At 71.8% G+C, this 23,923-nt stretch carries 23 protein-coding genes and 1 pseudogene; 10 read left to right on the top strand and 14 right to left on the bottom strand.

Annotation, left to right across the window (positions count from 1 at the left end; translation table 11 throughout):
- Positions 1-80: 80 nt before the first annotated feature.
- Entirely contained in the window at positions 81-1,301 is a 1,221-nt protein-coding gene (locus DC432_RS01395; RefSeq protein WP_116536361.1) for an NAD(P)/FAD-dependent oxidoreductase, read from the top strand.
- Positions 1,302-1,839: 538 nt separating this feature from the next.
- A complete protein-coding gene (locus DC432_RS01390) occupies positions 1,840-2,292 on the top strand; it encodes an SRPBCC family protein (RefSeq protein WP_108320432.1) in 453 nt (150 codons plus the stop codon).
- A 96-nt stretch (positions 2,293-2,388) separates the two neighbouring features.
- On the opposite strand, the gene DC432_RS01385 is transcribed toward DC432_RS01390, so the two are convergent.
- The gene (locus DC432_RS01385; protein ID WP_116536360.1) at positions 2,389-3,381 is read right to left on the bottom strand and encodes an aldo/keto reductase; all 993 of its coding nucleotides are present in this window, start codon (positions 3,379-3,381) and stop codon (positions 2,389-2,391) included.
- Between the two features lie 151 nt (positions 3,382-3,532).
- On the opposite strand from DC432_RS01385, the gene DC432_RS01380 reads away from it, so the two are divergent.
- On the top strand, positions 3,533-3,994 hold the full coding sequence (locus DC432_RS01380) for a hypothetical protein (protein ID WP_116536359.1): 462 nt from the start codon (positions 3,533-3,535) through the stop codon (positions 3,992-3,994).
- A 94-nt stretch (positions 3,995-4,088) separates the two neighbouring features.
- Here DC432_RS01380 and DC432_RS01375 read toward each other — a convergent pair whose 3' ends face one another.
- The 4 genes and pseudogenes from DC432_RS01375 to DC432_RS01365 form a co-directional block, all read right to left on the bottom strand.
- Positions 4,089-5,213, bottom strand: coding sequence for a serine hydrolase (locus DC432_RS01375; RefSeq protein ID WP_116536358.1), 1,125 nt, complete (start codon positions 5,211-5,213; stop codon positions 4,089-4,091).
- A complete protein-coding gene (locus DC432_RS16145; protein WP_133177865.1) occupies positions 5,156-5,416 on the bottom strand; it encodes a hypothetical protein in 261 nt (86 codons plus the stop codon). The genes DC432_RS01375 and DC432_RS16145 overlap by 58 nt, the downstream gene beginning before the upstream one ends.
- A gap of 158 nt (positions 5,417-5,574) precedes the next feature.
- A pseudogene (locus tag DC432_RS01370) lies at positions 5,575-6,986 on the bottom strand (PepSY-associated TM helix domain-containing protein).
- A 244-nt stretch (positions 6,987-7,230) separates the two neighbouring features.
- Complete coding sequence (locus DC432_RS01365) at positions 7,231-7,827, bottom strand: hypothetical protein (RefSeq protein WP_116536357.1); 597 nt, start codon at positions 7,825-7,827, stop codon at positions 7,231-7,233.
- Positions 7,828-7,912: 85 nt separating this feature from the next.
- Between DC432_RS01365 and DC432_RS01360 the strand changes: the two genes are divergently transcribed.
- From DC432_RS01360 to DC432_RS01350, 3 genes are all read left to right on the top strand, one after another.
- Positions 7,913-8,917: an epimerase gene (locus DC432_RS01360; protein ID WP_116536356.1), complete on the top strand. Its 1,005-nt coding sequence runs from the start codon at positions 7,913-7,915 to the stop codon at positions 8,915-8,917.
- A gap of 93 nt (positions 8,918-9,010) precedes the next feature.
- Positions 9,011-9,283 carry a hypothetical protein gene (locus DC432_RS01355; RefSeq protein ID WP_108317931.1) on the top strand — a complete coding sequence of 91 codons (273 nt, stop codon included), beginning with the start codon at positions 9,011-9,013 and terminating at the stop codon, positions 9,281-9,283.
- 92 nt (positions 9,284-9,375) lie between these two features.
- On the top strand, positions 9,376-9,840 hold the full coding sequence (locus DC432_RS01350) for a GNAT family N-acetyltransferase (RefSeq protein ID WP_116536411.1): 465 nt from the start codon (positions 9,376-9,378) through the stop codon (positions 9,838-9,840).
- A 104-nt stretch (positions 9,841-9,944) separates the two neighbouring features.
- On the opposite strand, the gene DC432_RS01345 is transcribed toward DC432_RS01350, so the two are convergent.
- A complete protein-coding gene (locus DC432_RS01345; RefSeq protein WP_108317929.1) occupies positions 9,945-10,838 on the bottom strand; it encodes an SDR family oxidoreductase in 894 nt (297 codons plus the stop codon).
- Positions 10,839-10,900: 62 nt separating this feature from the next.
- Positions 10,901-12,709 (bottom strand): glycoside hydrolase family 15 protein, encoded by a 1,809-nt coding sequence (locus DC432_RS01340; protein ID WP_116536355.1) that lies wholly within the window; start codon positions 12,707-12,709, stop codon positions 10,901-10,903.
- 178 nt (positions 12,710-12,887) lie between these two features.
- Between DC432_RS01340 and DC432_RS01335 the strand changes: the two genes are divergently transcribed.
- Positions 12,888-13,448: a Dps family protein gene (locus tag DC432_RS01335; protein ID WP_116536354.1), complete on the top strand. Its 561-nt coding sequence runs from the start codon at positions 12,888-12,890 to the stop codon at positions 13,446-13,448.
- Between the two features lie 336 nt (positions 13,449-13,784).
- On the opposite strand, the gene DC432_RS01325 is transcribed toward DC432_RS01335, so the two are convergent.
- Positions 13,785-16,316 (bottom strand): DEAD/DEAH box helicase, encoded by a 2,532-nt coding sequence (locus DC432_RS01325; RefSeq protein ID WP_116536352.1) that lies wholly within the window; start codon positions 16,314-16,316, stop codon positions 13,785-13,787.
- 55 nt (positions 16,317-16,371) lie between these two features.
- Positions 16,372-17,124 (bottom strand): hypothetical protein, encoded by a 753-nt coding sequence (locus DC432_RS01320; RefSeq protein ID WP_116536351.1) that lies wholly within the window; start codon positions 17,122-17,124, stop codon positions 16,372-16,374.
- An 89-nt stretch (positions 17,125-17,213) separates the two neighbouring features.
- On the opposite strand from DC432_RS01320, the gene DC432_RS01315 reads away from it, so the two are divergent.
- A complete protein-coding gene (locus DC432_RS01315; RefSeq protein ID WP_116536350.1) occupies positions 17,214-18,248 on the top strand; it encodes an LLM class flavin-dependent oxidoreductase in 1,035 nt (344 codons plus the stop codon).
- 102 nt (positions 18,249-18,350) lie between these two features.
- Here DC432_RS01315 and DC432_RS01310 read toward each other — a convergent pair whose 3' ends face one another.
- Complete coding sequence (locus DC432_RS01310) at positions 18,351-18,683, bottom strand: hypothetical protein (protein WP_116536349.1); 333 nt, start codon at positions 18,681-18,683, stop codon at positions 18,351-18,353.
- Positions 18,684-18,782: 99 nt separating this feature from the next.
- Here DC432_RS01310 and DC432_RS16680 point away from each other — a divergent pair, with 99 nt between their 5' ends.
- Positions 18,783-19,946 (top strand): GNAT family N-acetyltransferase, encoded by a 1,164-nt coding sequence (locus tag DC432_RS16680; RefSeq protein ID WP_116536348.1) that lies wholly within the window; start codon positions 18,783-18,785, stop codon positions 19,944-19,946.
- Positions 19,947-19,950: 4 nt separating this feature from the next.
- Here the strand turns inward: DC432_RS16680 and yiaA are convergent, their stop codons facing one another.
- Entirely contained in the window at positions 19,951-20,418 is a 468-nt protein-coding gene (yiaA, locus tag DC432_RS01300) for an inner membrane protein YiaA (protein ID WP_108320686.1), read from the bottom strand.
- Positions 20,419-20,643: 225 nt separating this feature from the next.
- On the opposite strand from yiaA, the gene DC432_RS01295 reads away from it, so the two are divergent.
- Complete coding sequence (locus DC432_RS01295) at positions 20,644-21,600, top strand: NAD-dependent epimerase/dehydratase family protein (protein ID WP_116536410.1); 957 nt, start codon at positions 20,644-20,646, stop codon at positions 21,598-21,600.
- Here the strand turns inward: DC432_RS01295 and DC432_RS01290 are convergent.
- The 3 genes from DC432_RS01290 to DC432_RS01280 all read right to left on the bottom strand — a co-directional run bounded on the left by DC432_RS01290 (position 21,597) and on the right by DC432_RS01280 (position 23,906).
- Positions 21,597-22,163, bottom strand: coding sequence for a ribonuclease H family protein (locus tag DC432_RS01290; RefSeq protein ID WP_116536347.1), 567 nt, complete (start codon positions 22,161-22,163; stop codon positions 21,597-21,599). The genes DC432_RS01295 and DC432_RS01290 overlap by 4 nt on opposite strands.
- Positions 22,164-22,244: 81 nt before the next feature.
- Entirely contained in the window at positions 22,245-23,306 is a 1,062-nt protein-coding gene (gene gnd / locus DC432_RS01285) for a phosphogluconate dehydrogenase (NAD(+)-dependent, decarboxylating) (protein WP_116536346.1), read from the bottom strand.
- Positions 23,307-23,387: 81 nt separating this feature from the next.
- Positions 23,388-23,906: a bifunctional nuclease family protein gene (locus tag DC432_RS01280; RefSeq protein ID WP_116536345.1), complete on the bottom strand. Its 519-nt coding sequence runs from the start codon at positions 23,904-23,906 to the stop codon at positions 23,388-23,390.
- Between the last annotated feature and the right edge of the window lie 17 nt (positions 23,907-23,923).

Here is a 23,923-nt window from a genome sequence, read left to right as displayed (position 1 = left end):
CCGGGTGCGCCGACGCCGCTGTCAAGGCGCTGGTGCGACGACCGACCGGGGCGCACCGTGAGGGAGACGAGAGGATCCCCATGGTCGACTCCCCCTCCCCCGCGGATGCCGGCGCGCCCCCGCGCATCGTGATCATCGGCGGCGGTAATGCCGGGCTGTCGGTGGCCGGCCGCCTGCAGCGCGCCCGCGCGGGCGAGATCACCGTGATCGAACCCCGCGAGCAGCACGCGTACGCGCCGCTGCAGTCGCACATCGCCGGAGGTGCCGCCCGGGCGTCACTCGCCGTGCGCGCCCAGGCCGACGTCATCCCCCCGGGCGTGCGGTGGCTGCGCGATGAGGCATTCACCGTGGATGCCGAGGCCCGGCGCGTGCACCTCGTGTCGGGCGGTCGCGTGGATTACGACCAGCTGGTCGTGTGCGCGGGGCTGCGAATGGCGTGGGAGCAGGTGCCCGGGCTGACCGAGGCGATGAACGCCCCCGAGGGCGTGTCGAACTACGACTTCACCCTCGCCGCGAAGGCCTCGCCGGTCCTGCGCGACCTGCGCGCGGGGACGGTCGTGTTCACGCAGCCGCCCGAGCCCGCCTCGTGCGGTGCCGCGGCGCAGAAGCCGATGTACCTCGCGTGCGACTGGTGGCGCGCGATCGGCGTGCGCGACGACATCCGGGTCGTGTTCGTGTGCCCCGATCCGGTGCCGTTCGGCATCCCCGCGATCGATCGCGAACTGCAGCGCAAGCTCGACGAGTACGGCATCGAGGTGCGGTACAGCCGGGAACTGCGAGAAGTGGATGCCGCGACCCGCACCCTCGTGATCGGTCACGGCGAGACGGTCGAGACCCTCTCGTACGACGTCCTGCACGCGGTGCCGCCGCAGCGGGCGCCCGAGTGGATCGCCGGCAGCGGGCTCGCGGCATCCGATGATCCCCAGGGTCTGGTCGACGTGGATCCCGAGACCCTCCGGCACGTCCGGTACCCGGAGGTCTGGGCGGTCGGAGACGCGGCACGGGTGGCCACGCGCCCCTCGGGCGGGGCGATCCGGCAGCAGGCCAGGACGCTGGTGAAGAACCTCACCGCGGTGCTCGCGGGTCGCGAGCCGACCTCTCGGTACGACGGGTACAGCGTCGTGCCGTTCACCGTGTCGCGGGGGACCGTCGTCTTCGCGGAGTTCGACCGGCGAGGGCGGCTGCAGCCCACGATCCCGTTCTGGCGGTCGCTGTACCGCGAGCGCCGGTCGACGTGGATCGCGGACCGGCGCGTGCTGCCGTGGGTGTACTGGCACCTGATCCTGCGCGGACGCGCCTGAGCGCGCCCGCCCGCGCCCGCGCCCGCCCTCGGGAGCCCGTCCCCAGCTCGCGATAAACGCCATCCGTGCTGATAAACGCTCCGACACCGCGTGTCTCAGCACGAACAGCGTTTATGGGCGGCAGGCCGGCGGCGCGCGCGCCGGCCGTCAGGAACCCGTCCCCAGCTCGCGATAAACGCCATCCGTGCGCATAAACGCTCCGACACCGCGTGTCTCAGCACGAACAGCGTTTATGGGCGGCAGGCCCGCGGCGCGCGCCGCGCTGGAGGCCGGCGCGGCGGGTCGGCCGCGGCAGGCCGGCGGCGCGCGCCGTACGGCGGCGCGGTCCGCGGTCCGGGCCTGAGGCGGCGGGCCGGAAGCCCAGGTCGGCAGGGTCGAGAGCACGCGGCGGCTCCACGCCCATAGGGCACGAACGCCGATCGCTCAACCCCCGGGGCCCGTCGCCGGGACCGCGCGAAGACTGGGACCAGCCCCGGAAGACATCGACACCAGGCGCCGCACCTCCCGCGGGGGGCCGGCCGCCGAGAAAGAGGACACCATGGCACAGGTCATCGAAACCATCGACGTCGACGTTCCCGTCCGCGTCGCGTACAACCAGTGGACGCAGTTCGAGGAGTTCCCGCACTTCATGAGCTACGTCGAGTCGATCACGCAGAAGAGCGAGACCCTCACGCACTGGAAGGTCAAGATCGCCGGCGCGGAGCGCGAGTTCGACGCCGAGATCACCGAGCAGCACCCCGACGAGCGCGTCGCGTGGAACAGCGTGGGCGGCGACGAGAACCACGCCGGTGTCGTCACGTTCCACCGCCTGTCCGACGCCGAGACCCGCGTCACGGTGCAGATCGACTGGGAGCCCACGGGCCTGCTCGAGAAGGCCGGCGCCGTCCTCGGCGCCGACGACCACTCGGTCAAGAAGGACCTCGAGAACTTCAAGGAGTACATCGAGTCGCGCGGCGCCGAGTCGGGTGCCTGGCGCGGCGACGTCAGCTGACGTCCGCTCCGCAACGACGAAGCCGGGTCCCGCGAGGGGCCCGGCTTCGTCGTTCTCAGGACGCGGGATGCCGTGGCATCCGCTCCCAAGCAGCTGTCACCACTGCGGGTGGATCTCGGCCCGCAGGCGGCGGTTGTACACGTCGCGCACGAGAGCGTCGAAGGCGTCGAGGTCGAAGCCGCCGTCGAGCAGGTCGGCGGCCTGGGCGTTGGCGGTGGCCTGCTGCGTCGACCGCGCGCCGGGGATGACGCTCGTCACACCTTCGCGCGAGGCGATCCACGCGAGGGTCGCCGCGGGCAGCGTCACGCCCTCGGGAAGCGACGCCTTGAGTTCGTCGGCCGCGGCGACGCCCTCGTCGAAGGGCACGCCCGAGAAGGTCTCGCCCTTGTCGAACGCCTCGCCGTTGCGGTTGTAGGAGCGGTGGTCGTTCTCGGCGAACGTCGTCGAGCGGGAGTACTTGCCCGACAGCAGTCCGCTCGCCAGCGGCACGCGCGCGAACACGGCGACGTTCTTCTGCGCGGCGAGGGGCAGCACCTCGTCGAGGGGCTTGAGCCGGAAGGGGTTGAAGATGATCTGCAGGTTGGTCAGGTTCGGCCGCCGCAGGGCCGACAGCGCCTGATCCATCGTCTCGACCGAGGCGCCGTACGCGGCGATCACGCCCTCGGACACCAACTGATCGAGGGCGTCCCAGGTCGCGTCGTCGTCGATGACGGCCGACGGCGGGCAGTGCAGCTGCACCAGGTCGAGGGTCTCGGTGTCGAGCAGGCGCCGCGACCGGTCGAGCCAGCCGCGGAAGTTCTCCATCACGTAGTTCTCGGGAACCTGGTCTTCGCGCCGACCCATCTTGGTCGCGACGGTGATGTCGGCGCCGGAACGGCTCTTGAGGAACGACCCGATGATCTGCTCGGACCGCCCGTCGCCGTAGACGTCGGCGGTGTCGAACAGGGTGACGCCGGCGTCGGCCGACGCGGCGAGGACCGCACGCGCGTCGTCCTCGCTGACATCACCCCAGTCGGCGCCGAGCTGCCAGGTGCCGAGACCGATCGCCGAGACCTCGCGGCCGGTGCGGGAGAGGGGACGCTGCTGCATTGCAATTCCTTTCGAAGCTTCGTCGAGCCTATCCAGCCCCTCCGACATCGGGGTCTCCTCGGACCGGATGCCGCGACCCGGCGTCGCGCAACCCCGCCCCCGCCCGCCGGGCGACGACCTAGCGTGGCGGCACACCCACGGAAGGATCACCATGGACATCCCCGCCGACCGTCTGCCCGGAGCCGACGAAGAGAACCTCATCCCCGAATCCGACGGCCCCGCCGCCGACGTGCCCGCGGGTGCGGCCGGAGCCGATTCCGGAGCCGTGGGCACGGCGCGCATCGACCCCGACGACGAGGCCCGCATCCAGGGCGTATCGAGCCAGAACGACCTGCCCGGGGTCGGCACCCGCGCCGCCGACGGACTCACCGAGCGGGGCACGGACGAGGTCGGTTCCACCTCGCGTCACACCGAGGACACCGACGCGGACGAGCACGCCGACGAGCCGGACCCGAACGAGAAGACCCCCGCCTCGCCCGGGCCCGACGACGACGGCGCCGAGCCGCACGTCGACGCCGACGACCCGATCGCCGCGTTCCAGCCCGGCGTCGGTCGCGACTCCGCGGCATCGAGCAAGATCGCCCAGCGGCTGCCCGACCCCGACCAGGCCTGACCGGCTCGGGCGGGAGGTTCCGTCGCCGGCGCCTCCCGCCCGATCCCTCGACGGGCGCGCGCTCCGCCGGCGGTCGCACCCGTGCGAAGCCCCGTCAGTGCGCCAGGCGCAGGGCATCCTCGGCGAGATGGAAGAAGTCCGGCATCGCCCCCGACACCGCCGCGGCATCCGTGTCCGCCATCATGAGCACCACGGTCGCCTCCCCCGCGTCGTCGCGCACCAGCCAGCTGCCGGTCAGCACTCCCCGACTCGACCCGCCCTTGAACGCGACGTAGGGCCACGTCCCGACGTCGAGCCCCTGCCCGGGGTTCTCGCTCAGGATGCCGAGCACCTCGGCATCCTGAGTCTGCTGCAGCGCTCGATGCACGGCGGCGACATCCCGCGCCGAGGCGAACCAATCGAATCCGTCCTGCCACGCGGGAGCCACGACCCTCTCGCCCTCGACGGCGAGCGGAGCGGCGTCGATGCGGTCCAGGAGCGCACGCCGTCCCGCCTCGTCGGCCGCGGCCCATTCGGCGCGGACGGCGGGGTCGCCCCAGCCGAGCGTGAACAGCTCCTTGGTCGACACGAACGGCCGCAGCGCGGCGGGATCGGCGTGACCGCTGCGTGCCACCGTCGCCTCGACGCGCTCGCGTCCGAGCCGGCCGATCAGCAGGTCGGTGGCGGTGTTGTCGCTGATGCGGATCATCGCCGAGGCCGCCTCGCGCACCGACACCTCGGTGCCGGTGGGAGCGTCCTGCAGCTCGCCCGAGGGCAGGCTGCGGTCGGCGTCGACGAGGACGAGCGTGTCGTTCCAGGACAGATCGCCGGATGCCACGGCATCCGCCACCGCCAGGAGCACGTACAGCTTGAACACCGATGCCAGGGGCGCGGCGCGTTCGGCGTCGATCGAGACCACCGTCTCGTCTGCGCGCAGGACGAGCGCGCTCACCTGGCCCGGCAGCTCGCGCAGCCGCTGCTGCACCTCGTCGAGCGAGGTCGAGGGTTCCCACGCGGGGGCGACGGGTCCCAGCAGCATGGTGGTGATTCGCCCCGCGGAGTCGATCGCGAGCGTGAGGTCGAACGGGTCGCCGAAGGCGCCGGCGAGCGTCGCGCGGGCCTGCGTCTCGGTCCCGGTGTACGCGGTCACGGTGAAGGGCGCGGCCGGACGGATCTGCCGGTTCACCATCTCGGACACCTGCGCGGCCGGCACCTGCTTCTGGAAGTTCTCGTCCAGCACGCGGGTCCACGCGCCGGGGTGGTGTCGTCCTCGGCCTCGAACACGTCGATGATCCACGACATGCGCTCTCCGACCGGGGTGGCCGGGATGTCGACGGATGCCGCGGGACTGCCGCTCGGAGCGGGCTTCGCGCTCGCGCACGCGGTGAGGGCGGCGACGGTGACGAGCGAGACGAGGGCGGTGAGGCGACGGGCGAGGGTCACGGGAGTCCTTCCGGTGGGGTCCTCCCACGCTACGAGCGCGCGACGGCGCGCACCTCCCTCTCACGGCGGAGGTGCGCGCCGCGGCCGGTGCGACGCAAGAGGCGGCATTCCGCGGACGTCGACCGGAAGGCCGTGTCCGCGCACTGCCGCCGCGGTTCTCAGCGCCTCGTGACGGCGCGCCGCGCGCGCCAGCCGAGCAGCACGTCGATCACCACGAACGCCGCGAGGGTGTAGCCCACCAGGGGCAGGAACAGCCCGATCGCGATCGCGACGGCGAGAACCATCGCGATCCCCCACCAGGGTGCCCCGCCGAGCGCACGGGCGGGGGCAGCCGCGAGGCCGCGCGTCGGCCGCCGCTTCCACCACATCGCGTAGCCCAGGGCGACGAGGGCGGCGATCCCCAGCGCCAGGGCGAGAAGCACGAGCTGGTTCGCCAGGCCGAACATCGTGCCCATGTGCAGATCGACTCCCCAGCGCGAGAGCTTGGCCAGCAGCGGGAAGTCGGCGAAGTCGATCCGATCGGTCACCTGCATGCTCGATGCGTCGATCGCGACGGCATCCACCTCGGTCGGGAAGCTGCGGTGGATCTCCTGCACCACCCACGCCTTCCCGGCGGCGGCCGGGGGTTTGATCTCGACGTCTCCGCTGTCGACGTTCACCTGCCGGGCGAGGGCGAGGACGGCGTCGAAGGTCGCCGGGTCCGCCGACCCGGCCGAGGGGGCGGACCCCCCGTGTCCGGCGTGCCCGGCGTGCTCGCCCGCCGCCGCCCCGCCGTCGAGCGAGGTCGTCAGTGCGGGAGTGCCCTCGCCGACCGCGGCGCGGAGGTCGCTCACGTGCGCCCCGGCGAAGGTCGACCACGTGATGCCCGTCGCCGAGAGGAACACCGCGCCCAGCACGACCCAGATCCCCACCGAGGTGTGCCATCCCGACAGTCGCCGGTAGCCCGTGTGACGCGGGTTGGGGCGCAGCAGGTCGCGGCGTCCCCGGCGGGAGCGCACGAAGCGTCCGATCCACAGTCCGAGCCCCGCGAGGGCGACGATCCCGAGCCAGGATGCCGCGAGCTCGCTGTACCAGCGCCCCACGTCGCCCAGGTGCAACGACCGGTGCAGGTCGCTGATCCAGTGCCGCAGCGGCAGCGCGCCGCTCGTGCCGTAGCGGGCAGGTCACCGCGGATCTCGGCGGTGGCGGGGTCGACGAAGATGGCCCGCGTCGTGCTCTCGGGCAGCGTCTCGTCGGCGAACATCACGCGCGTCGTCGCCCCGGCCTCGGGGGCGGGGCGCACGGCGACGGGCGTCGACCCGTCGCCCACGACGGCTTCCGCCGCGTCGATCTGGCGCGCGAGGGGCAGGGCGGGGGCATCGGATGCCGCGGTCAGCTCGTGCGCGTAGAGCACCTTCTCGAGCGTCGGGGTCACGGCGTAGAGCGCACCGCTGACGGCGGCGACGAAGATGAACGGTCCGACGAGGATCCCGGCGAAGAAGTGCAGCCTCCGCAGCAGCGGGGTGAACCATCCTCGCGGCCGGGCGGACGAGCTGGTCGCCGTCGCGGGGGCCGGGGTGGTGGCGGTCATGAGCGGACCGCCGTCGGGACGATCGGGGCAGGGCTGTAACGAGGCATGGTCGTGTCTTTCTCCCGGGTGCGCGCGGCACCCGTCCTCCGGCGGCGCGCGTGCGCGACCGGGCCCCGCGCCGTGGCGACGGGGTCATCGATGAGGGGCGTCCGCGTGGACGGCGGACGCGGGACGGCCGCGGTGGGCGCACGAAGCACCCGGCTCACGGCCGGACGCCCCACCCGTCAGAGAGGTGGGGCGGGGGTCAGGATGCCGCGACCGGCGGCCCGCGTCGCCCGATCGACCGGACGAGCATCAGGACGAGGGGACGCACCGCCACGGCGTCGACGGCGAGCGACCGGCGGACGGGGGCGGGTCCGAGGGCGGCCGCGATCAGCGCCACCCGCGCGCGGACCCACGCGACGCACCGGTCGGCCAGCTCGCGCAGCAGCGCGATGGTGCGTTCGGCCCGATGGAGCGCGACGGTGGTCGCGACCGCGGCGAACAGGTGTCCGGCGCTCATCGTGGCATCCATCGACACCACGGAAAGGGATGCACCGGATGCCGCGAACACGGCGCCGTGCACGTGGCCCGCGGCGCCCGGGTCGTACGCGCCCAGGACGAACAGCCCGTGGAACAGCACCTGGCTGAGCGCGACCGCGACGCCGAGCCGCAGAGCCGAGAGCCGCCGTCCCGCGAGGGCCGTGCATGCGACGAACGACAGCGCGAGCGGGACGAGTACGCCCAGCGCTCCGGGCACCTGGCCCCCGGCCGAGACGTGCGACAGCAGCGCGACGAAGGTGGCGACGGTCGCCGCGGCGGCGCCGCGCCCGGCGCGCGCGGCCCGTGCCTGTCGTCGCATGGGTCTCATTGTGTCAGTCCCCCGCGCGGCGCCGTCGCGCGGGGGTGCGCCCCTAGGCTGAGGCCACCGACCCCTGGAGGATGCCGTGTCCCGACCCCGTGTCGTCATCGCCGGTGCGAGCGGCTTCGTCGGCCGCGCGCTGGCCCGCGCCTTCGAGGACGACGGCTACGACGTCTTCACCGTGGGCCGCTCGGGCTCCGCGGTCTGGGGCGACGATGCCGGGATCGCGCGCCTGGTCGACGGCGCCGAGGTGCTGATCAACCTCGCCGGCAAGATCGTGTCGTGCCGGTACACCGACGCGAACCGCGACGAGATCCTGCGCTCCCGCGTCGACACCACGCGAGCCCTGCACGCGGCGGTCGCCGCCGCCGCGCACCCGCCGCGGGTGTGGATGAACGCCTCGACCGCCACGATCTACCGTCACGAGACCGCGCGCGGGAACGACGAGGTCGACGGCGTCATCGGCGAGGGGTTCTCGGTCGACGTCGCGACGAGCTGGGAGCGGGCGTTCTTCGCGGGCGACCTCGCCGCGACGCGGCGCGTCGCGCTGCGCATGGCCATCGTCCTGGGCGACGGACCCGCGACCCGCATGCTGCTGGCGCTCGGCCGGCTGGGCCTGGGCGGTCCGCAGATCGACAGCTGGTGGTTCCCGCACCGCCGGTACCGCGGCATCGGCGCCCGGCCGACCGGACCGGTGCGCTCGACCTGGCACCGGACGCGGGGGCACCAGCGCTTCAGCTGGATCCACATCGACGACGTCGTGGCATCCGTCCGCTTCCTGCGGGACCGCGACGACCTCGCGGGTCCCGTCAACCTGTCGGCTCCCGGCGTGAGCGACAACCGCGAACTCATGCGCGAGGTACGGCGGGTCTCGCGGATGCCGTTCGGCCTGCCGGCGTTCCGCTGGATGCTCGACCCGGCGATGGCCCTGCTGCGCAACGAACCCGAGCTCGTGCTGAAGAGCCGGTGGGCGGTCCCCCGCGTGCTGACCGAGGCCGGTTTCGTCTTCGGTCACCCCGCGCTCGGGCCCGCCCTGGATGCCGTCGCGTCGGTGCGACGACCCCGCGCGCGCGACATCTTCTCGGCGTGAGCGCGGTCCCGTGCGGGGCCGCCGTGTCAAGAGTGCTGCGGGTGCGGCATCCGGGGGTCTAACGTCGGATCACCACGAACTCAGGAGGCGGCCATGGCCGAACACGACCACGACGAGCAGGTCAAGGGACACGGCACCGGACCCGAAGAGGGGCAGTACACCGACGTCCAGCTGCCCGACGGGACGGCCGACCGCGGCAGCGCCGACCTTCCCGGCGAGTACGTCGACCGGCAGAACGCCGACGGCAGCGAGGACCGCCCCCGCGCCGACGAGGCGGGGGCCTACACCGACGTCGAGCTCCCGACCGGCGACGAATCCCGCGAGGACCTCGAGAACCCCGGCGAATACACCGACCGCGATCGCTGAGCCTTCCGCCTGACCGCGTCGTGCCCGGGCTCACCCCGTGCGCGTCGCGGTATCGAGCGCTGAAGGTGTCGAACCGCCCCGAGGAGAACCCGATGGCCGACTCGTCCGACATCCGCCCCATCACGCCCGAGGACGCCGGCGAGGTGCTGACCATCCAGCGCGCCGCATTCGCCAGCGAAGCACTGATCTACGGCGACCCCGACATGCCGCCGCTCACGCAGACGCTGGAGGAGCTGCACGCCGAGCTGGTCGACAACCTGGGCTGCGTGGCCCTCGCGGACGGGCGCATCGTGGGGGCGGTGCGCGCCCGCCTCGACGGCGACCTGCTGCTCATCGGCCGGCTGGCCATCGCCCCCGACCAGCAGGGCGAAGGGTGGGGCACCCACCTGCTGGCGGCGGTCGAGCAGCGCGGACGCGACGCGGGCGCCGCCCAGGCCGAACTGTTCACCGGAGCGCTCAGCGAGGCCAACCAGCGTCTCTACGAGCGCGAGGGGTACCACCGCAGCGAGACCACGGACGACGGCGAGATCTTCTACCGCAAGCCGCTGACCGACTGACGCACCTCTCACGCCCGGTCCTCGAGCCCGTCGACGGGACCGGCCCGGAACGCCGAAGGGGCCGCCACCCGAATCCGGATGGCGGCCCCTTCTCGTGCGGATGCTTACGGCGTCGGCATCCCGCCGTTGACGTTCAGCGTCTCACCGATGACGTAGCTCGACTCCGCCGACGCGAGGTACACGTAGGCGGGGGCGAGTTCGGCCGGCTGACCCATGCGGCCGAGAGGGGTCTCCTCGCCGAATTCGTCGACCTTCTCGTCGGGCTGACCGTCGGTCACCTGCAGGGGCGTCCAGATCGGGCCGGGCGCGACCGCGTTAACGCGGATGCCCTTGGGTGCGAGCTGCTGACCGAGGGCCTTGGTGAAGGTGTTGATCGTGGCCTTCGTCGAGGCGTAGTCGACCAGGATCGGCGCGGGCGAGTACGCCTGGATCGAGGTGGTGTTGATGATGGTCGAGCCCGGCTGCAGGTGCGGCACGGCCTCTTTGCAGATCCAGAACATCGCGTAGACGTTGGTCTTGAACGTGTCGTCGAACTGCTCGTCCGAGAGCGTCGTGACGTCCTCGTTGAAGAGCTGCTTCCCGCCGTTGTTCACGACGATGTCGAGTCCGCCGAGGCCCTCGACCGCTTCCTTCACGAGGGTGCGGGCGTAGTCGCGCTCGCGCAGGTCGCCGGGGATCTGGACGACGGTGGCGCCGGCGTCGCGCAGGATGCCGGCGATGCGATCGGCATCCACCTTCTCCTCGGGCAGGTACGACATGGCGACCGAGGCGCCCTCGCGGGCGAAGGCGATCGCGGTGGCCGCGCCGATGCCGCTGTCGGCGCCGGTGATCAGAGCCTTGCGCCCCTTCAGTCGGTCGCTGCCGACGTAGGTGTCCTCGCCCAGCGCGGCCTTCGGGGTGAGCTCGGCGTCGAGGCCGGGCTCCTTCGCATCCTGGGACTGCGGATCGATGTCGGCGTACAGCTTCGAGGGGTCGGTGAACGTGTACTGCGAAGTCATGACGAGTCCTTTCGAGGGGATGCCGGGACGAGACCGTCCCGACGGGTGCGGGGAGCGCCGGGTCAGCGATCCCCGAGATCGGCGTCGTCGACCAGGTCGCGGATGACCAGGGCGGCGTTGATGAGGGCCAGGTGGCTGAGCGCCTGCGGCAGGTTGCCCCAGAAGGCGCCGTCCGACTCGGCGATCATCTCGGAGTAGACGCCGACGTCGTTGCCCTGGGCGACGAGCGCGTCCATCGCCTCGATCGCCTCGGCGTGGCGTCCGACGCACGCCAGCGCGGTGGCCCGCCAGAAGGCGCAGGCGACGAAGGTCTGCTCCTCCTGGTCCATACCCGTGTACCGGTAGACCAGGTGGTTCTCGGTGGTGAGGCGTTCGGTGATGGCATCCAGGGTCTTCGACATCCGCTCACCGCGGTCGAAGCCGGTGGGCGCGTGCAGCAGCACCGAGGCGTCGAGGTCGTCGCTGCCGGGGGCGAGGGTGTAGGCCTGCAGGTCGTCCGACCAGCAGCGTTCCTCGACCCAGCGGTGGATGCGGTCGCGTTCGGCGCGCCAGCGGTCGCCGTTGTCGGGGATGTGGCCGCCGTCGGCGAGCCACTGCGCGTCGTCGAGGGCCTTCCAGCAGCCCATCTTCGACGAGGTGTAGTGGCGCAGTTCGGGCAGCTCCCACATGCCGGAGTCCTCGCGGCGCCACAGATCGCACGTGCGGTCCGCCACGTCGGCGAGCAGCCGGCCGGTCTGGGTGTCGAGGCGGTTGCCGGCCTCGACGTACGTGCGGCACAGGGCGATGAGGTCGCCGTAGACGCCGAGTTGCAGCTGTCCCTGTGCGGGGTTGCCGGTGACGACGGGCTGGTTGCCGTTCCAGCCGGGCACTTCGTGCTTCTCGAGGCCGATCTCGGCGTCGCCGTCGAGGGTGTACATCACCTGCACCTCGGGGCCGTTCCTGCGGATCGTGCGCAGCAGCCACGAGATCGCGGCGTGCGTCTCTTCGCGCAGTCCGAAGCCGACCCAGGCGTGGGCCGTGTAGGCGAGGTCGCGCACCCAGGCGTAGCGGTAGTCCCAGTTCTTGCCGCCGCGCGGGTTCTCGGGAAGAGAGGTGGTCGCCGCGGCCGCGATGGCGCCCGTCGGACTGAACAGCAGGAGCTTCAGGGCGAGGGCGCTGCGCTGGACGTCGTCGGCCCAGGGCCCCTCGTACGAGAACTCGTCGGACCACATGGTCCAGCCGCCGATGGTGCGGTCGATGCCGCGGTCGACGTTCTTCGCGTCGGGGATGCGCAGGGGCTCACCCTCGGTGGCGGCGATGACGAGCAGGTGGCGCGACCCCTTCGAGGTGGTGAAGCCGCCGTCGATACTCGCGTTCTCGCTGTCGGGGTCGCCGTTCAGGCCGTGCTCGTCACCGGTGACGGCGAGCGAGACGTGTCCGACGCGCATGATCGAGAACCCGTCGATGCGTTCGGTCCACGGCGCCGCGGAACGCAGCATCGTGCCCGGCTGCACGCACCAGGCGAACTCGACCTCTCCCTTCACCCCGTCGACGCGTCGCGCCAGTTCGGCCCACGGCAGGCGACCGGCGATGCCGGTGACCATCGCGTCGGTCACCGTCGCCACGCCCGTGTCGGTGGTGAAGGTGGTCTCGAGCACGTTGGTGCGGGGGACGTAACGGCGCGTGACCGTGTACTCCCCCACCGGGGCGAGTTCGATGCAGCCGCCGGCGGATTCGTCGACCAGACGCGCGAACACGGGTCGCGAGTGGATGTTCGGCAGCGGCAGCCAGTCCACCGACCCGTCGAGCCCGATCAGCGCGACCGTACGTCCATCGCCGATGGCGGCGTAGTCGCGGAGGGGCCGGGAGGGCGGTGGCGGAGTCGGGGGCACACGCTCACGCTAGGAACGGCCCCGAACGGCGGGGGCGGGGTTGCCCGATGGATGCCGAGCGGCTACGGAACGCCGGTCCTCCACCCCGCTAACCCGCCGCCGCCACCCCCGCAACCCCCGGTGGCTGCCGACCCGGCGGCCCTAACGTCGCTGGTGACCGTGAGCGAAAGGAACGCGCATGTCCACCACCACCAAGGACGCCCCCACCAAGAACCGCCGTCGCCCCGCGCGCGGAGGCAGCGGTCCCGAGACCACCGACGAGCAGAACGCCGAGAAGGGCTTCCAGGCGTCCGAGCAGCTGACCGACGCCCTGCAGGCCGTACTGGTCGACCTGATCGAACTGTCGATCCAGGGCAAGCAGGCGCACTGGAACGTCGTCGGCAAGAACTTCCGCGACACGCACCTGCAGCTCGATGAGATCATCGACGCCGCTCGCGAGTTCGGCGATGAGATCGCCGAGCGCATGCGTTCGCTGCACGCCCTGCCCGACGGCCGCAGCGACACCGTCGCCGAGACCACCACCCTGCCGGAGTTCCCGCAGGGCGAGGTCGACACCGCCGAGGTCATCGACCTCATCACCGAGCGTCTGGATGCCGTCGTCGGCACCGTCCGCGACGTGCACGACGACGTCGACGACGAGGACCCCACGAGCGCCGACATCCTGCACGGTGTTCTCGAGCGTCTCGAGCAGCTGTCGTGGATGGTCAGCGCCGAGAACCGCGTCGCCCGCAAGTCCTGAGCGCGATCGAACACACCGGATGCCGGGGCCTCAGGGCCTCGGCATCCGTCGTTCCCCGAGGACGATGGCGACCTTCCCGGCCTCATGAGACGCGTGGTTTGATTCGGCCAGTCGGCGGTCCATCCGCCGTTCCACCCCGAGAAAGATGATGCGCAACCCGCAGAGAACCACCACGGTGGACGTCGAGAGCACCGCTCCGAGGCCGATCAACACCTGATCGGTGTCGAGGTTGACGAGGTGGCGCCGTGCGTCGCAGTCATGAGTGCACCGTAACCGGAACAGCCGCATGTGAACATGGGAATCCGCCGGAGTTCACCCCATCCATGAGAGAACCCGTCAAAGCCGCAGCACCTCGGTGACCCGCACGATCGCGGTGCCCTCTTCTTCCGAGGCGGCGAGGTCGACCTCGGCGCGGATGCGCCAGTCGTGGTCGCCCGCGGGGTCGTCGATGGTCTGCTCGACGCGCCAGACGCCGTCCGACGCCGACGACTCGTCGATCTCGACCAGGGCGGAGGAGCGCGCCGCTCCCCCTGTCCCGATGGAGTCGTGCTCGTCGAAGTAGCGGTCGAGAACCCCGGGCCAATCGACCTCGGCATCGAGCTCGACCAGCTCGTCATCGCGCTGCAGGGCCGCCAGCTGGACGCGGCGGAACATCTCGTTGCGCACGAGAACGACGAACGCGCGTCGGTTGGTGAGGATCGACGGCGGCGCCGGCGGGACGACGGGGGCGTCCGGGTCGTCGGCGGGGTTGATCAGCTGCTCCCACTCGTCGACCAGGCTCGAGTCCACCTGCCGCACCAGCTCGCCGAGCCACGCGATCAGGTCGAGCAGGTCGGGCGTCTGCGCATCGACCGGCACCGTCTGGCGGATAGCCCGGTAGGCGTCGCTGAGGTAGCGCAGCACGAGCCCCTCGCTCCTGGCCAGCTGATACAGCGAGACGTACTCGCCGAACGAGCAGGCCCGCTCGAACATGTCGCGTACGACCGACTTGGGCGACAGCTCGAAGTCGCGGATCCACGGCTGGCTCGACGCGAACACCTCGTACGCCTGGGCGAGCAGCTCGTCCAGCGGCTTGGGCCAGGTGATCTCCTCGAGCAGCTCCATGCGCTCGTCGTACTCGATGCCCTCGCGCTTCATCGCCGCGACCGCTTCTCCGCGCGCGCGGAACTGCTGCTGCGACAGGATCGGGCGCGGGTCGTCGAGGGTCGCCTCGATGACGCTGACGACGTCGAGCGCGTAGTGGCCGGTGCCGACCGACGATGCGGGGGGCGCGGCATCCGGTCCCCTTCCGAGCTCCACCTCGGGGTCGAGCATCTCGATCGCGGCGAGCGCGAACGGCGACAGCGGTTGGTTCAGCGCGAAGTTGGGCTGCAGGTCGACGGTGAGACGGATGCCGTCGGCCCCGGCCTCCACCACGCCGGCCTGCACGAGGGTGCGGAAGATCGCGATGGCGCGACGGGCGAGCTCGTACTGCCGGGCGCGTGGCTCGTGGTTGTCGAAGACGAGGGAGCGGACGTTGCCGAACACGTCTCCGCCGCGAGCGATGACGTTGATGAGCATTGCGGCGCTCAGCTTCATCTGGGGCTGCAGGGGTTCGGGCTCGGCTGCGACGAGCCGGTCGTAGCTCTGCTCGGTCCAGTTGACGAAGCCCTGCGGCGCCTTCTTGCGGACGATCTTCTTCTGCTTCTTGAGGTCGTCGCCGGCCTTGAGGATCTGCGCGGCGTTCTCGATCTCGTGGTCGGGTGCCATGACGACCACCGTGCCCGCGGTGTCGTAGCCGGCCCGGCCCGCGCGTCCGGCGATCTGATGGAACTCGCGCGCCGAGAGCTGCCGCATGCGTGTGCCGTCGTACTTGGTGAGCGCCGTCATGAGCACGGTGCGGATCGGGACGTTGATCCCCACGCCGAGGGTGTCGGTGCCGCAGATGACGCGCAGCAGGCCCCGCTGGGCGAGCGTCTCGACCAGTCGCCGATAGCGCGGCAGCATGCCCGCGTGGTGCACGCCGATGCCCGCGCGGACGTAGCGCGAGAGCGTCTTGCCGAAGCCGGTGGTGAAGCGGAAACCGCCGATCGCCTCGGCGATCTCGTCGCGCTGCTCGCGCCCGATGATCCGGATCGACGACAACGCCTGGGCGCGCTCCATGGCGGCGGCCTGCGAGAAGTGGACGACGTAGATGGGGGCCTGCCGGGTGTCGAGCAGCTCCTGCACCGTCTCGTGCACGGGTGTGCGGGCGTACTCGAAGTGCAGCGGTACGGGCCGCTCCACGCCCGTCACGCGGGCCGTGGGCCGCCCCGTGCGCCGGGACAGGTCGTCGGCGATGTCCTCGACGTCGCCGAGGGTGGCCGACATGAGGATGAACTGCGCCCGATTCAGCAGCAGCAGCGGCACCTGCCACGCCCAACCCCGGTCGGCCTCGCCGTAGTAGTGGAACTCGTCCATCACGACCTGGTCGACGTCCGCGTCGGCCCCCTGACGCAGGGCGAGGTTCGCCAGGATCTCGGCGGTGCAGCACACGATCGGCGCGTCGGAGTTGACCGACGAGTCGCCGGTGACCATGCCGACGTTCTCGGCGCCGAAGATGTCGACGAGGGCGAAGAACTTCTCGCTCACGAGTGCCTTGATCGGCGCCGTGTAATAGGTGCGGCCGCCTCGGGAGAGGGATGCCGCGTGCGCGGCCACCGCGACGAGCGACTTGCCCGTGCCGGTGGGCGTGGAGAGGATGACGTTCGCGCCCGAGACGATCTCGATGACGGCCTCGTCCTGCGCGGGGTAGAGGGTGAGCCCGCGCGAGGCCGCCCACTCGACGAAGCCCAGGTAGACGGCATCCGGATCGGCGCCGGCGGGCACGTGGTCGAGGAGGGAGGTCACTGCTCCACCCTCTCATCCGCGGAGCGCGCGAGCCCCCGCTGGACGTGCGGGAGCGTCAGCCGCGGTCGCTGAACACGCCGACGTTCTCGCCGTCGTAGACGAACTGCACGCTCGTGCCGATCGGAAAGCGCTCCACGAACGCCGGGGGCATCCCCTCGGCGACGACGAACTCGACCGTCGCGGGGAACACCCCGGCCCCGCAGCCCCCGTACACGAAGTTGCCGCCCGGGGCCCGCCCGTCGTCGCGGCCCACCTCGCCCGAGTCGAGCAGGTACAGGCACGGATTGCGGGTGTCGGTGGAGTCGGTGCGCGCGAGCGCCACGTAGGCCGTCACACCGAAGTAATCCTGGAACGCCCGTTCGGAACCGGTGCGTTGACCGAACACCGCGGGGATGTCCGCGCCCGGATCCGGCGTGAGCGTGCCGACCTGCGGCGCCACCGCGGCGCCGGCCACCGGCACGAACGACACCCCCAACGCGGTCGCCGCGCTGGCCAGCGCCGTCACCGCGGCGAGCGAAACCGCCCACGCCCACACCCCACGGCGCGAGCGCACGGGCAGCCGCCGTCGGCGCGGAGGTTCGTCGGCCCCGACATCGTCGTCGTCCTCGATCTCAGGATCGGTGGATGCCACGGGCCCCGCGGGCGGAACGGAAGCCGGGGCGGGCGGGGGCGCGATCGCCGCGAACCGCACCTGCTCTTCGAGCTCGCGCAGGCGGTCCCACGCGACGGGGTCGTCGGCGAGGTCGGCGTCCGGTCCGTAGGCCCGCGCACGCAGCCGCTCGAGCTCGTCGCGCGCGCCGTCGTCCATTCTCAGAATGGTTCCACACCCCGGCCGCCCCGGGGTCGTTCTCGGTACATGCGCGGGAATAGATCAGACGGGGCGGTGTTGAACACCGCATGCGCTCCTTCGGCACACTCTCCTTCGGCCACTACGGCCCCCTCGGCGGCGGGCACCACTTGTCCGCCGGCGACTCGATGCTCCAGGCGATCGACCTCGCCCAGGGCATGGACGACCTGGGCGTGAACGGCATCTCGTTCCGCGTGCATCACTTCGCGCGTCAGCAGGCAGCTCCCATGCCGCTGCTCGCGGCGATCGCCGCCCGCACCTCGCGCATCGAGGTGGGCACGGGGGTCATCGACATGCGGTACGAGAACCCGCTCATGCTCGCCGAGGAGGCGGCATCCGTCGATCTGATCAGCGGCAACCGGCTCGCGCTCGGCGTCAGCCGTGGGTCACCCGAGACGGTGCAGCGCGGCTACGAGGCGTTCGGATACACCGGCTCGCAGGACCCCCGCGGCGCCGACATCGCCCGCGAGCACTTCGACCTCTTCTTGCGCGCGATCGACGGCGAGGGCCTGGCCGAGCGCGACCCGATGAGCCCCTTCGGCGGCGGCACCGGGCTGCAGCGCATCGAGCCGCACTCCCCCGGGCTCCGCAATCGCATCTGGTGGGGTGCGGGCACCACCGCGACGGCGGAGTGGGCGGGTCGACTCGGCGTGAACCTCATGTCGTCGACGCTGCTCACCGAGGCCGACGGAACGCCCTTCGACCTGCTGCAGGCGCAGCAGCTCGACGCCTTCCGCGCCGCGTGGCGCGAGGCCGGCCACGCGGGAGAGCCGCGCACATCGGTCAGCCGCAGCATCTTCCCGATCGTGACGGCCGAGGACGAGCTGTACTTCTCGGGCTCGGCCGGCAGCGACCAGATCGGCGTCATCGACGGCATGCGTTCCACGTTCGGCAAGACGTACGCTGCGACGCCCGACGTCCTCGTCGAGCAGCTGCAGAACGACGCCGCGGTGATGAGCGCCGACACGCTGATGCTGACCATCCCCTCGCAGATGGGCGTGGAGTTCAACCTGCGCCTGGTCGAGAATTTCGCGAGGCACGTCGCTCCCGCCCTCGGCTGGCGATCGACGCTCGCGACGGTCTGAGCGAACCCCCGAACGGACCCGGATGCCGATGCCCTCGGCATCCGGGTCCGTTCGGCGTTTCGGGCGGAAGCGTCTGGACACTGCGGCCTGACGCGGCCCTGCTCAGACGCGGGAGCGGGCGACCGTCTGCGAGACGAGGTACTCGCCCCAGGCGACGGCGTATGCGCCGAGTGACGCCCACACCCACGCGGAGGAGAGGACGCCGGCGAGCCCCATCAGCGCCGCGACCGTCAACACCGCCACGACGGCGAGCACCGGAACGGCCGCGCGCGCGCCGACCACCGCACCGCCCCCGCGCCAGATGACCAGCAGCGCTCCCGCCGTCGCCACCAGCAGGATGACCGGGGTGAACCAGGGGCCGAGGGCGCCCATCGTGACGGCGGCACCGATCCCCGCGATCGACAACGACACGGTGCGGATCGCACGGGTGGACACGGAGGTCGAGGCAGTCGAGATGGCGGGCTCCTCAGAAGAACGGATCGTTCACTCCAGCCTAGACAGCGCGACTGTGCCGGGGCTGTCTACGGTGGGCGGATGGGAATCACCCTCGCGCGCATGGATCCGGCCGGCATCGACAGTGCCGCACTCGCGTCGTTTCTGACGACGCAGGTCTTTCCCTTCCACGTCCGCCCGCGATGGACGGCGGCTCAGGTTCGCGCGTCCATCGACGACGGCGCGTGGCACGGCGACGCAGTCGCGACGTTCTGGATCGTCGACGACCGGGGCAGCCGCGTCGGCGTGCTCCGTCTCGATGATCTCGACGATGCCACGGCGATGATCGATGTGCGCCTCGCCGACGACGCCCGGGGTCGGGGACACGGTTCCGCCGCGCTTCGGATCGCCACCGACCTCGTCTTCTCGCGGTATCCCGCGGTCATCCGCTTCGAGGGCCAGACCCGCGAGGACAACATCGCGATGCGGCGGGTCTTCGAGCGGTGCGGGTGGGTGCACGAGGCCTTCTACCGCGACGGCTGGCCGGTCGAGGGCGCGGAGCCGGTGGCATCCGTCGCCTACAGCGTGCTTCGCCGCGACTGGGCGACCGGCACCACGACGCCCGTGCCGCGCAGTCCCGAGGTGACCCTCACCGGAGAGCTGCGGTGCGCCAACGCCGCCGAGGCGAAGCGCGTACACGCCCACCTCGCCGAGCACATCGCCCTGACCCGCGCCGAGCCGGGATGCCTCTCGTTCGACGTGGCCCCCACCGGGAGCGAGGGGATTTGGCGCGTGTCCGAGCGCTTCGTCGACGAAGCGGCGTTCGACGCGCATCAGCGGCGCGTCGCGACGAGCACGTGGGGACGAGAGACCGCGGGGATCGAGCGCTCCTACGTCATCCGCGGCAGAGCTCGGGATGCCGAGAGCCTCGCCGCCGCGGCCTGGTCCGCCGAGGAGCGTCTGCTGAACCCTGGCGTGCGCGCCGATCCGCGGCAGGTCACCGCCCTGCTCGATCCCTCGTTCGTGGAGATCGGTCGGTCCGGTCGCCGGTGGACACGGGACGCGATCGTCGCCGCCCTGCGGGAAGACCCGGGGGCGGACGACGCTCCAGAGATCTGCGAGAAGGACAGTCGCCTCGTCGGCCCCGACAGCGTGCTGCTCACCTACCTGCTGCGGTTCGAGGACCGCGTCAGCCGCCGGTCGTCCCTCTGGCGGTTCGACCCCGCACCGCGGTGCCTGTTCCATCAGGGGACGCCGGTCGCCTGAGGCGTCAGCCGATGGTCGGGTATCCGGGGTGCTCGACGGGTGCGGGATCCGGGTGCACCGAGCGGAAGGCGGCCAGGTCGCGGACGTTCTTCTGCACCGCGACGACCGCGAAGAGGCTCATGGCGAAACCGATGCCGTAGAACCCCTTCTCGGAGAGCAGCAGGTCGGCGTTCCACAGCCCGACGGACATGAGGGCGAGGGCCACGAGCAGCATTCCCCACGCGACGCCGAGGTAGGCGCCCGTGACCGGGACGTCCTCCGCGCGGTCGCGGACCGCCTTCTGCACCGAGATCGCCGCGAAGAGGCCGAGGAGGAAGACCGCGAGGTAGAAGCCCTTCTCCGAGAGGGCCATCTGCGCGTTGTACAGCCCGATGAAGTACACCGAGGCACCCAGGCCGAGGGCCACCCACGAGGCCCCCACGAACGCTGCGGTCGGTCGGCCCAGCTGGTGATGCGTACGTACGTCGGTCATGTTCCACTCCTTCGTCGAGTCCCCCCACGGAGACATATGCCGTGGGCGAGAAGCTAGCGGAAGGCGTATGCCGGATCGGCGATGGACCCCAATGTCACGGGCCCAGACAACCGCCGCCCCCAGAGAATCACCCTCCCCGTCACCCGAACCGGCTGTGGCCCCGGCCCGTCCGCCGTCCGCGAAATCGCTGGCTTCCGGGGGGCCGCCGATGGTGTGCTCGGACGCATGCGACAGATGCTCGTCCTCGGGGGAACCGCGTGGCTCGGTCGCGCCGTCGCGGCGCACGCCGTCGCGCAGGGCACCGAGGTGACGTGCCTCGCCCGCGGCGAATCCGGCCACGCGCCGCCTGGCGCCCGGCTGATCCGCGCCGACCGGCAGGACCCGACGGCGTACGACGCCGTGCGGCGCGATTGGGACGAGGTCGTCGAACTCTCGTGGGACCCCGGGTTCGTGGCATCCGCCCTCGACTCCCTCGCCGACAACGCCGCGCACTGGACCCTGGTGTCGAGCGTCTCGGTCTACGCCCGTTCCGACGCCCCCTTCGCCGACGAGACGGCGGAGCTGGTCGAGCCGGCCGATCTCGAGCAGTACGCGGATGCCAAGGTGCACGCCGAACGGCTCACCTCGGCGGCCGTGGGCGAGCGCGCCCTGCTGGCCCGGGCGGGGCTGATCGTCGGTCCCGGCGACCCGACCGACCGATACGGCTACTGGCCCGCCCGCTTCGCCCGCGGCGGGCAGGTCCTCGTCCCCGACGCGACCGACCGCTGGGTTCAGGCGATCGACGTCGACGATCTCGCGGCGTGGATCGTGTCAGCGGGTGACGCCGGGATCACCGGACCGGTGAATGCGGTCGGCGAAGCCCTCCCCCTCGCCGCGGTGCTCGCGTCCGCGCGAGACGCCGCAGCGGCGGACGGCGAGACCGTCGTCGTCGAGGACGACGTTCTGACCGCTCGCGGCGTCGCCTTCTGGGCGGGGCCCCGCTCGCTGCCGCTCTGGCTGCCCCGCGACGCCGACGGCTTCGCCCGCCGTAGCGACGCGATGTTCGTGGCATCCGGGGGTCGACGCCGGTCGCTCTCCGAGACGATGCGCAGAACCCTGCGGGACGAGCGCGAGCGCGGGATCGTCCGCCCGCGACGGGCGGGCCTGACGCCCGCCGAAGAAACCGAGGTGCTCGCCGGCTAGCGGCCGTTGCGGTCGGCGGCCGAGCGCGGGGGCGCCGAGGCGACCTCGAGCTTTTCGAGTCCGCGCAGCGACGTCCAGATGAGTTCCTCGCCCTTCGCCGCGTGCTGCGAGGCCCGCACGGCGCGCTCGTCGGCCCACGAGTTGAGCACGTGGCCGGAGTGCCCGCGCACGTGTTCGAGGACGACGTCGGGCAGGCCCGCGGCCCGCCGCGCGTCACGCGCGGCGATGAGCGCCTCGAGGATGCCCTGGTTGGCGACGGGCTTCTTGGCGCTCGTCACCCAGCCTCGGCGACGATGGCCGTCCATCCACGACGAATAGGTGTCGATGGCGTACTTCGAGTCGGCCTGCACGACGAGCTCGCGCACATCGGCGTGGTCGGTGATCGCGTACAGCAGGCCCAGCAGCTCGCCGATGTTGTTGGTGCCCGAGGGGATGGAGCCCGCGGCCCAGTGCCCGTCTTCGCCGACCCACGCCCAGCCGGCGGGACCGGGGTTGCCCTTGCAGGCGCCGTCGGTGGCGACGACGTAGCGGTCGGTCGGGGAGGTCGGGGCGGAACTGCTCATCCCTCTAGTCTCCCCCGGCCGGCACCATGTCGACGACGCGCCCCGCCCCCGATGCCGGGCACGGCGGGCGGGGCGTCGCGGTCAGTCGCGACCGCTCTCGGCCTTCTTCTGACCGGCCTCGAGCACGTCGCCGGCGGGCAGCTCCTGATGTCCGCCGAACTGCAGGCGCATCGCCGAGAGCACCTGGTTGGCGAAGTGGTCCTCTCCGCGCGACGCGAAGCGCTCGAACAGCGACGCGGCCAGCACCGGCACCGGCACGCCGGTGTCGACGGCGGCCTTGACCGTCCAACGCCCCTCGCCCGAGTCAGAGACGCGGCCGGCGAGGCCGTCCAGCGTGGGGTTCTGCGAGAGAGCGGCGGCGGTGAGATCGAGCAACCACGACGAGATGACCGATCCGCGACGCCACAGCTCGGTCACGCGCGCCGTGTCGATGTCGAACTGGTAGTACTCGGGCTCTTCGAGCGGGGCGACCTCGGCCGAGTGCTCGCCCTGGTGCAGCCCTGCGTCGGCGTTGTTCAGCACGTTCAGCCCCTCGGCGAGGGCGGCCATGATGCCGTATTCGATGCCGTTGTGCACCATCTTCACGAAGTGCCCGGCCCCGGAGGGACCGCAGTGCAGGTAGCCCTGCTCTTCGGTGGTGTAGTCGCCCTCGCGGCCGGGGGTGCGCTCGACCTCGCCCGGCCCCGGGGCGATCGTGCGCAGGACCGGCTCGAGGTGGGCGACGGCCTCGTCGTGCCCGCCGACCATCAGGCAGTAGCCGCGTTCGAGACCGAAGACGCCCCCGCTCGTTCCCACGTCGACGTAGTGGATGCCGCTGTCGTCGAGCTTCTTCGCCCGGCGGACGTCGTCACGGTAGTTCGAGTTGCCGCCGTCGATGATGATGTCGCCCGGCTCGAGCACCTCGGCGACCTGATCGACGACCGTGCCGGTGAGACCGGCGGGGATCATGAGCCAGACCGCGCGCGGCTTCTGCAGCTTCGCGGCCAGGTCGGCGATGCTGGTCGCGCCGGTCGCCCCCTCGGCGACGAGGGCGGCGACGGCATCCTGGTTCACGTCGAAGACGACGCAGTCGTGACCGTCCCTCATCAACCGGCGCACGATGTTGGCGCCCATCCGTCCGAGTCCGACCATGGCGAGTTGCATCAGTTCCCCGTTCGTCGTGGGTGACGGCCGCGACGCGCGGCCCCCTGGCGAGTCTAGGAGCGCGCGGGACGTGGCGGCCCGTCAGCCCTGGAAGTCGTCCGGATCGACGTCGTCGAGAAATCGCCGGAACTCCGCGACCCGCTCCTCGTCGCCGCGGCCGGTGTCGGGCTCCTCGCCGTCGAGCTCGACCGCGTCGCGCGGGACGCCCGCCTCGGCGAACACCGTCTCGGCGACCCACAGCGGGGCGTCGACGCGCGCGCCGAGGGCGATCGCGTCCGAGGGCCGCGCGTCGAAGGTCCGCGGTCCCGCGGGCGTGTCGAGCACCACCCGCGCGTGGAAGGTCCCCTCGTCGAGGTGGGTGATCTCGACCCGGGACACGGATGCCGACAGCTCACCCAGCATCGCCGTCATCAGGTCGTGCGCGAGGGGGCGGGGGCTGCCCGTGCCCTCGATCGCGACGAGGATCGACATCGCCTCTTGCGCCCCGATCCAGACCGGGAGGACGCGTTCCCCGTCGGCGAGGGGATCCGCGGGCGAGAGCAGGATGACGTGCTGCTGGGCCGGATCGAGGGCGACACCGACCACGCGCACCCGGATCATCCCCCCATCGTACGGGC

The organism is Microbacterium testaceum, assembly GCF_003075375.1.
Lineage (GTDB): Bacteria > Actinomycetota > Actinomycetes > Actinomycetales > Microbacteriaceae > Microbacterium > Microbacterium testaceum_E.
This window is presented reverse-complemented; position numbering and strand designations above follow the sequence as displayed.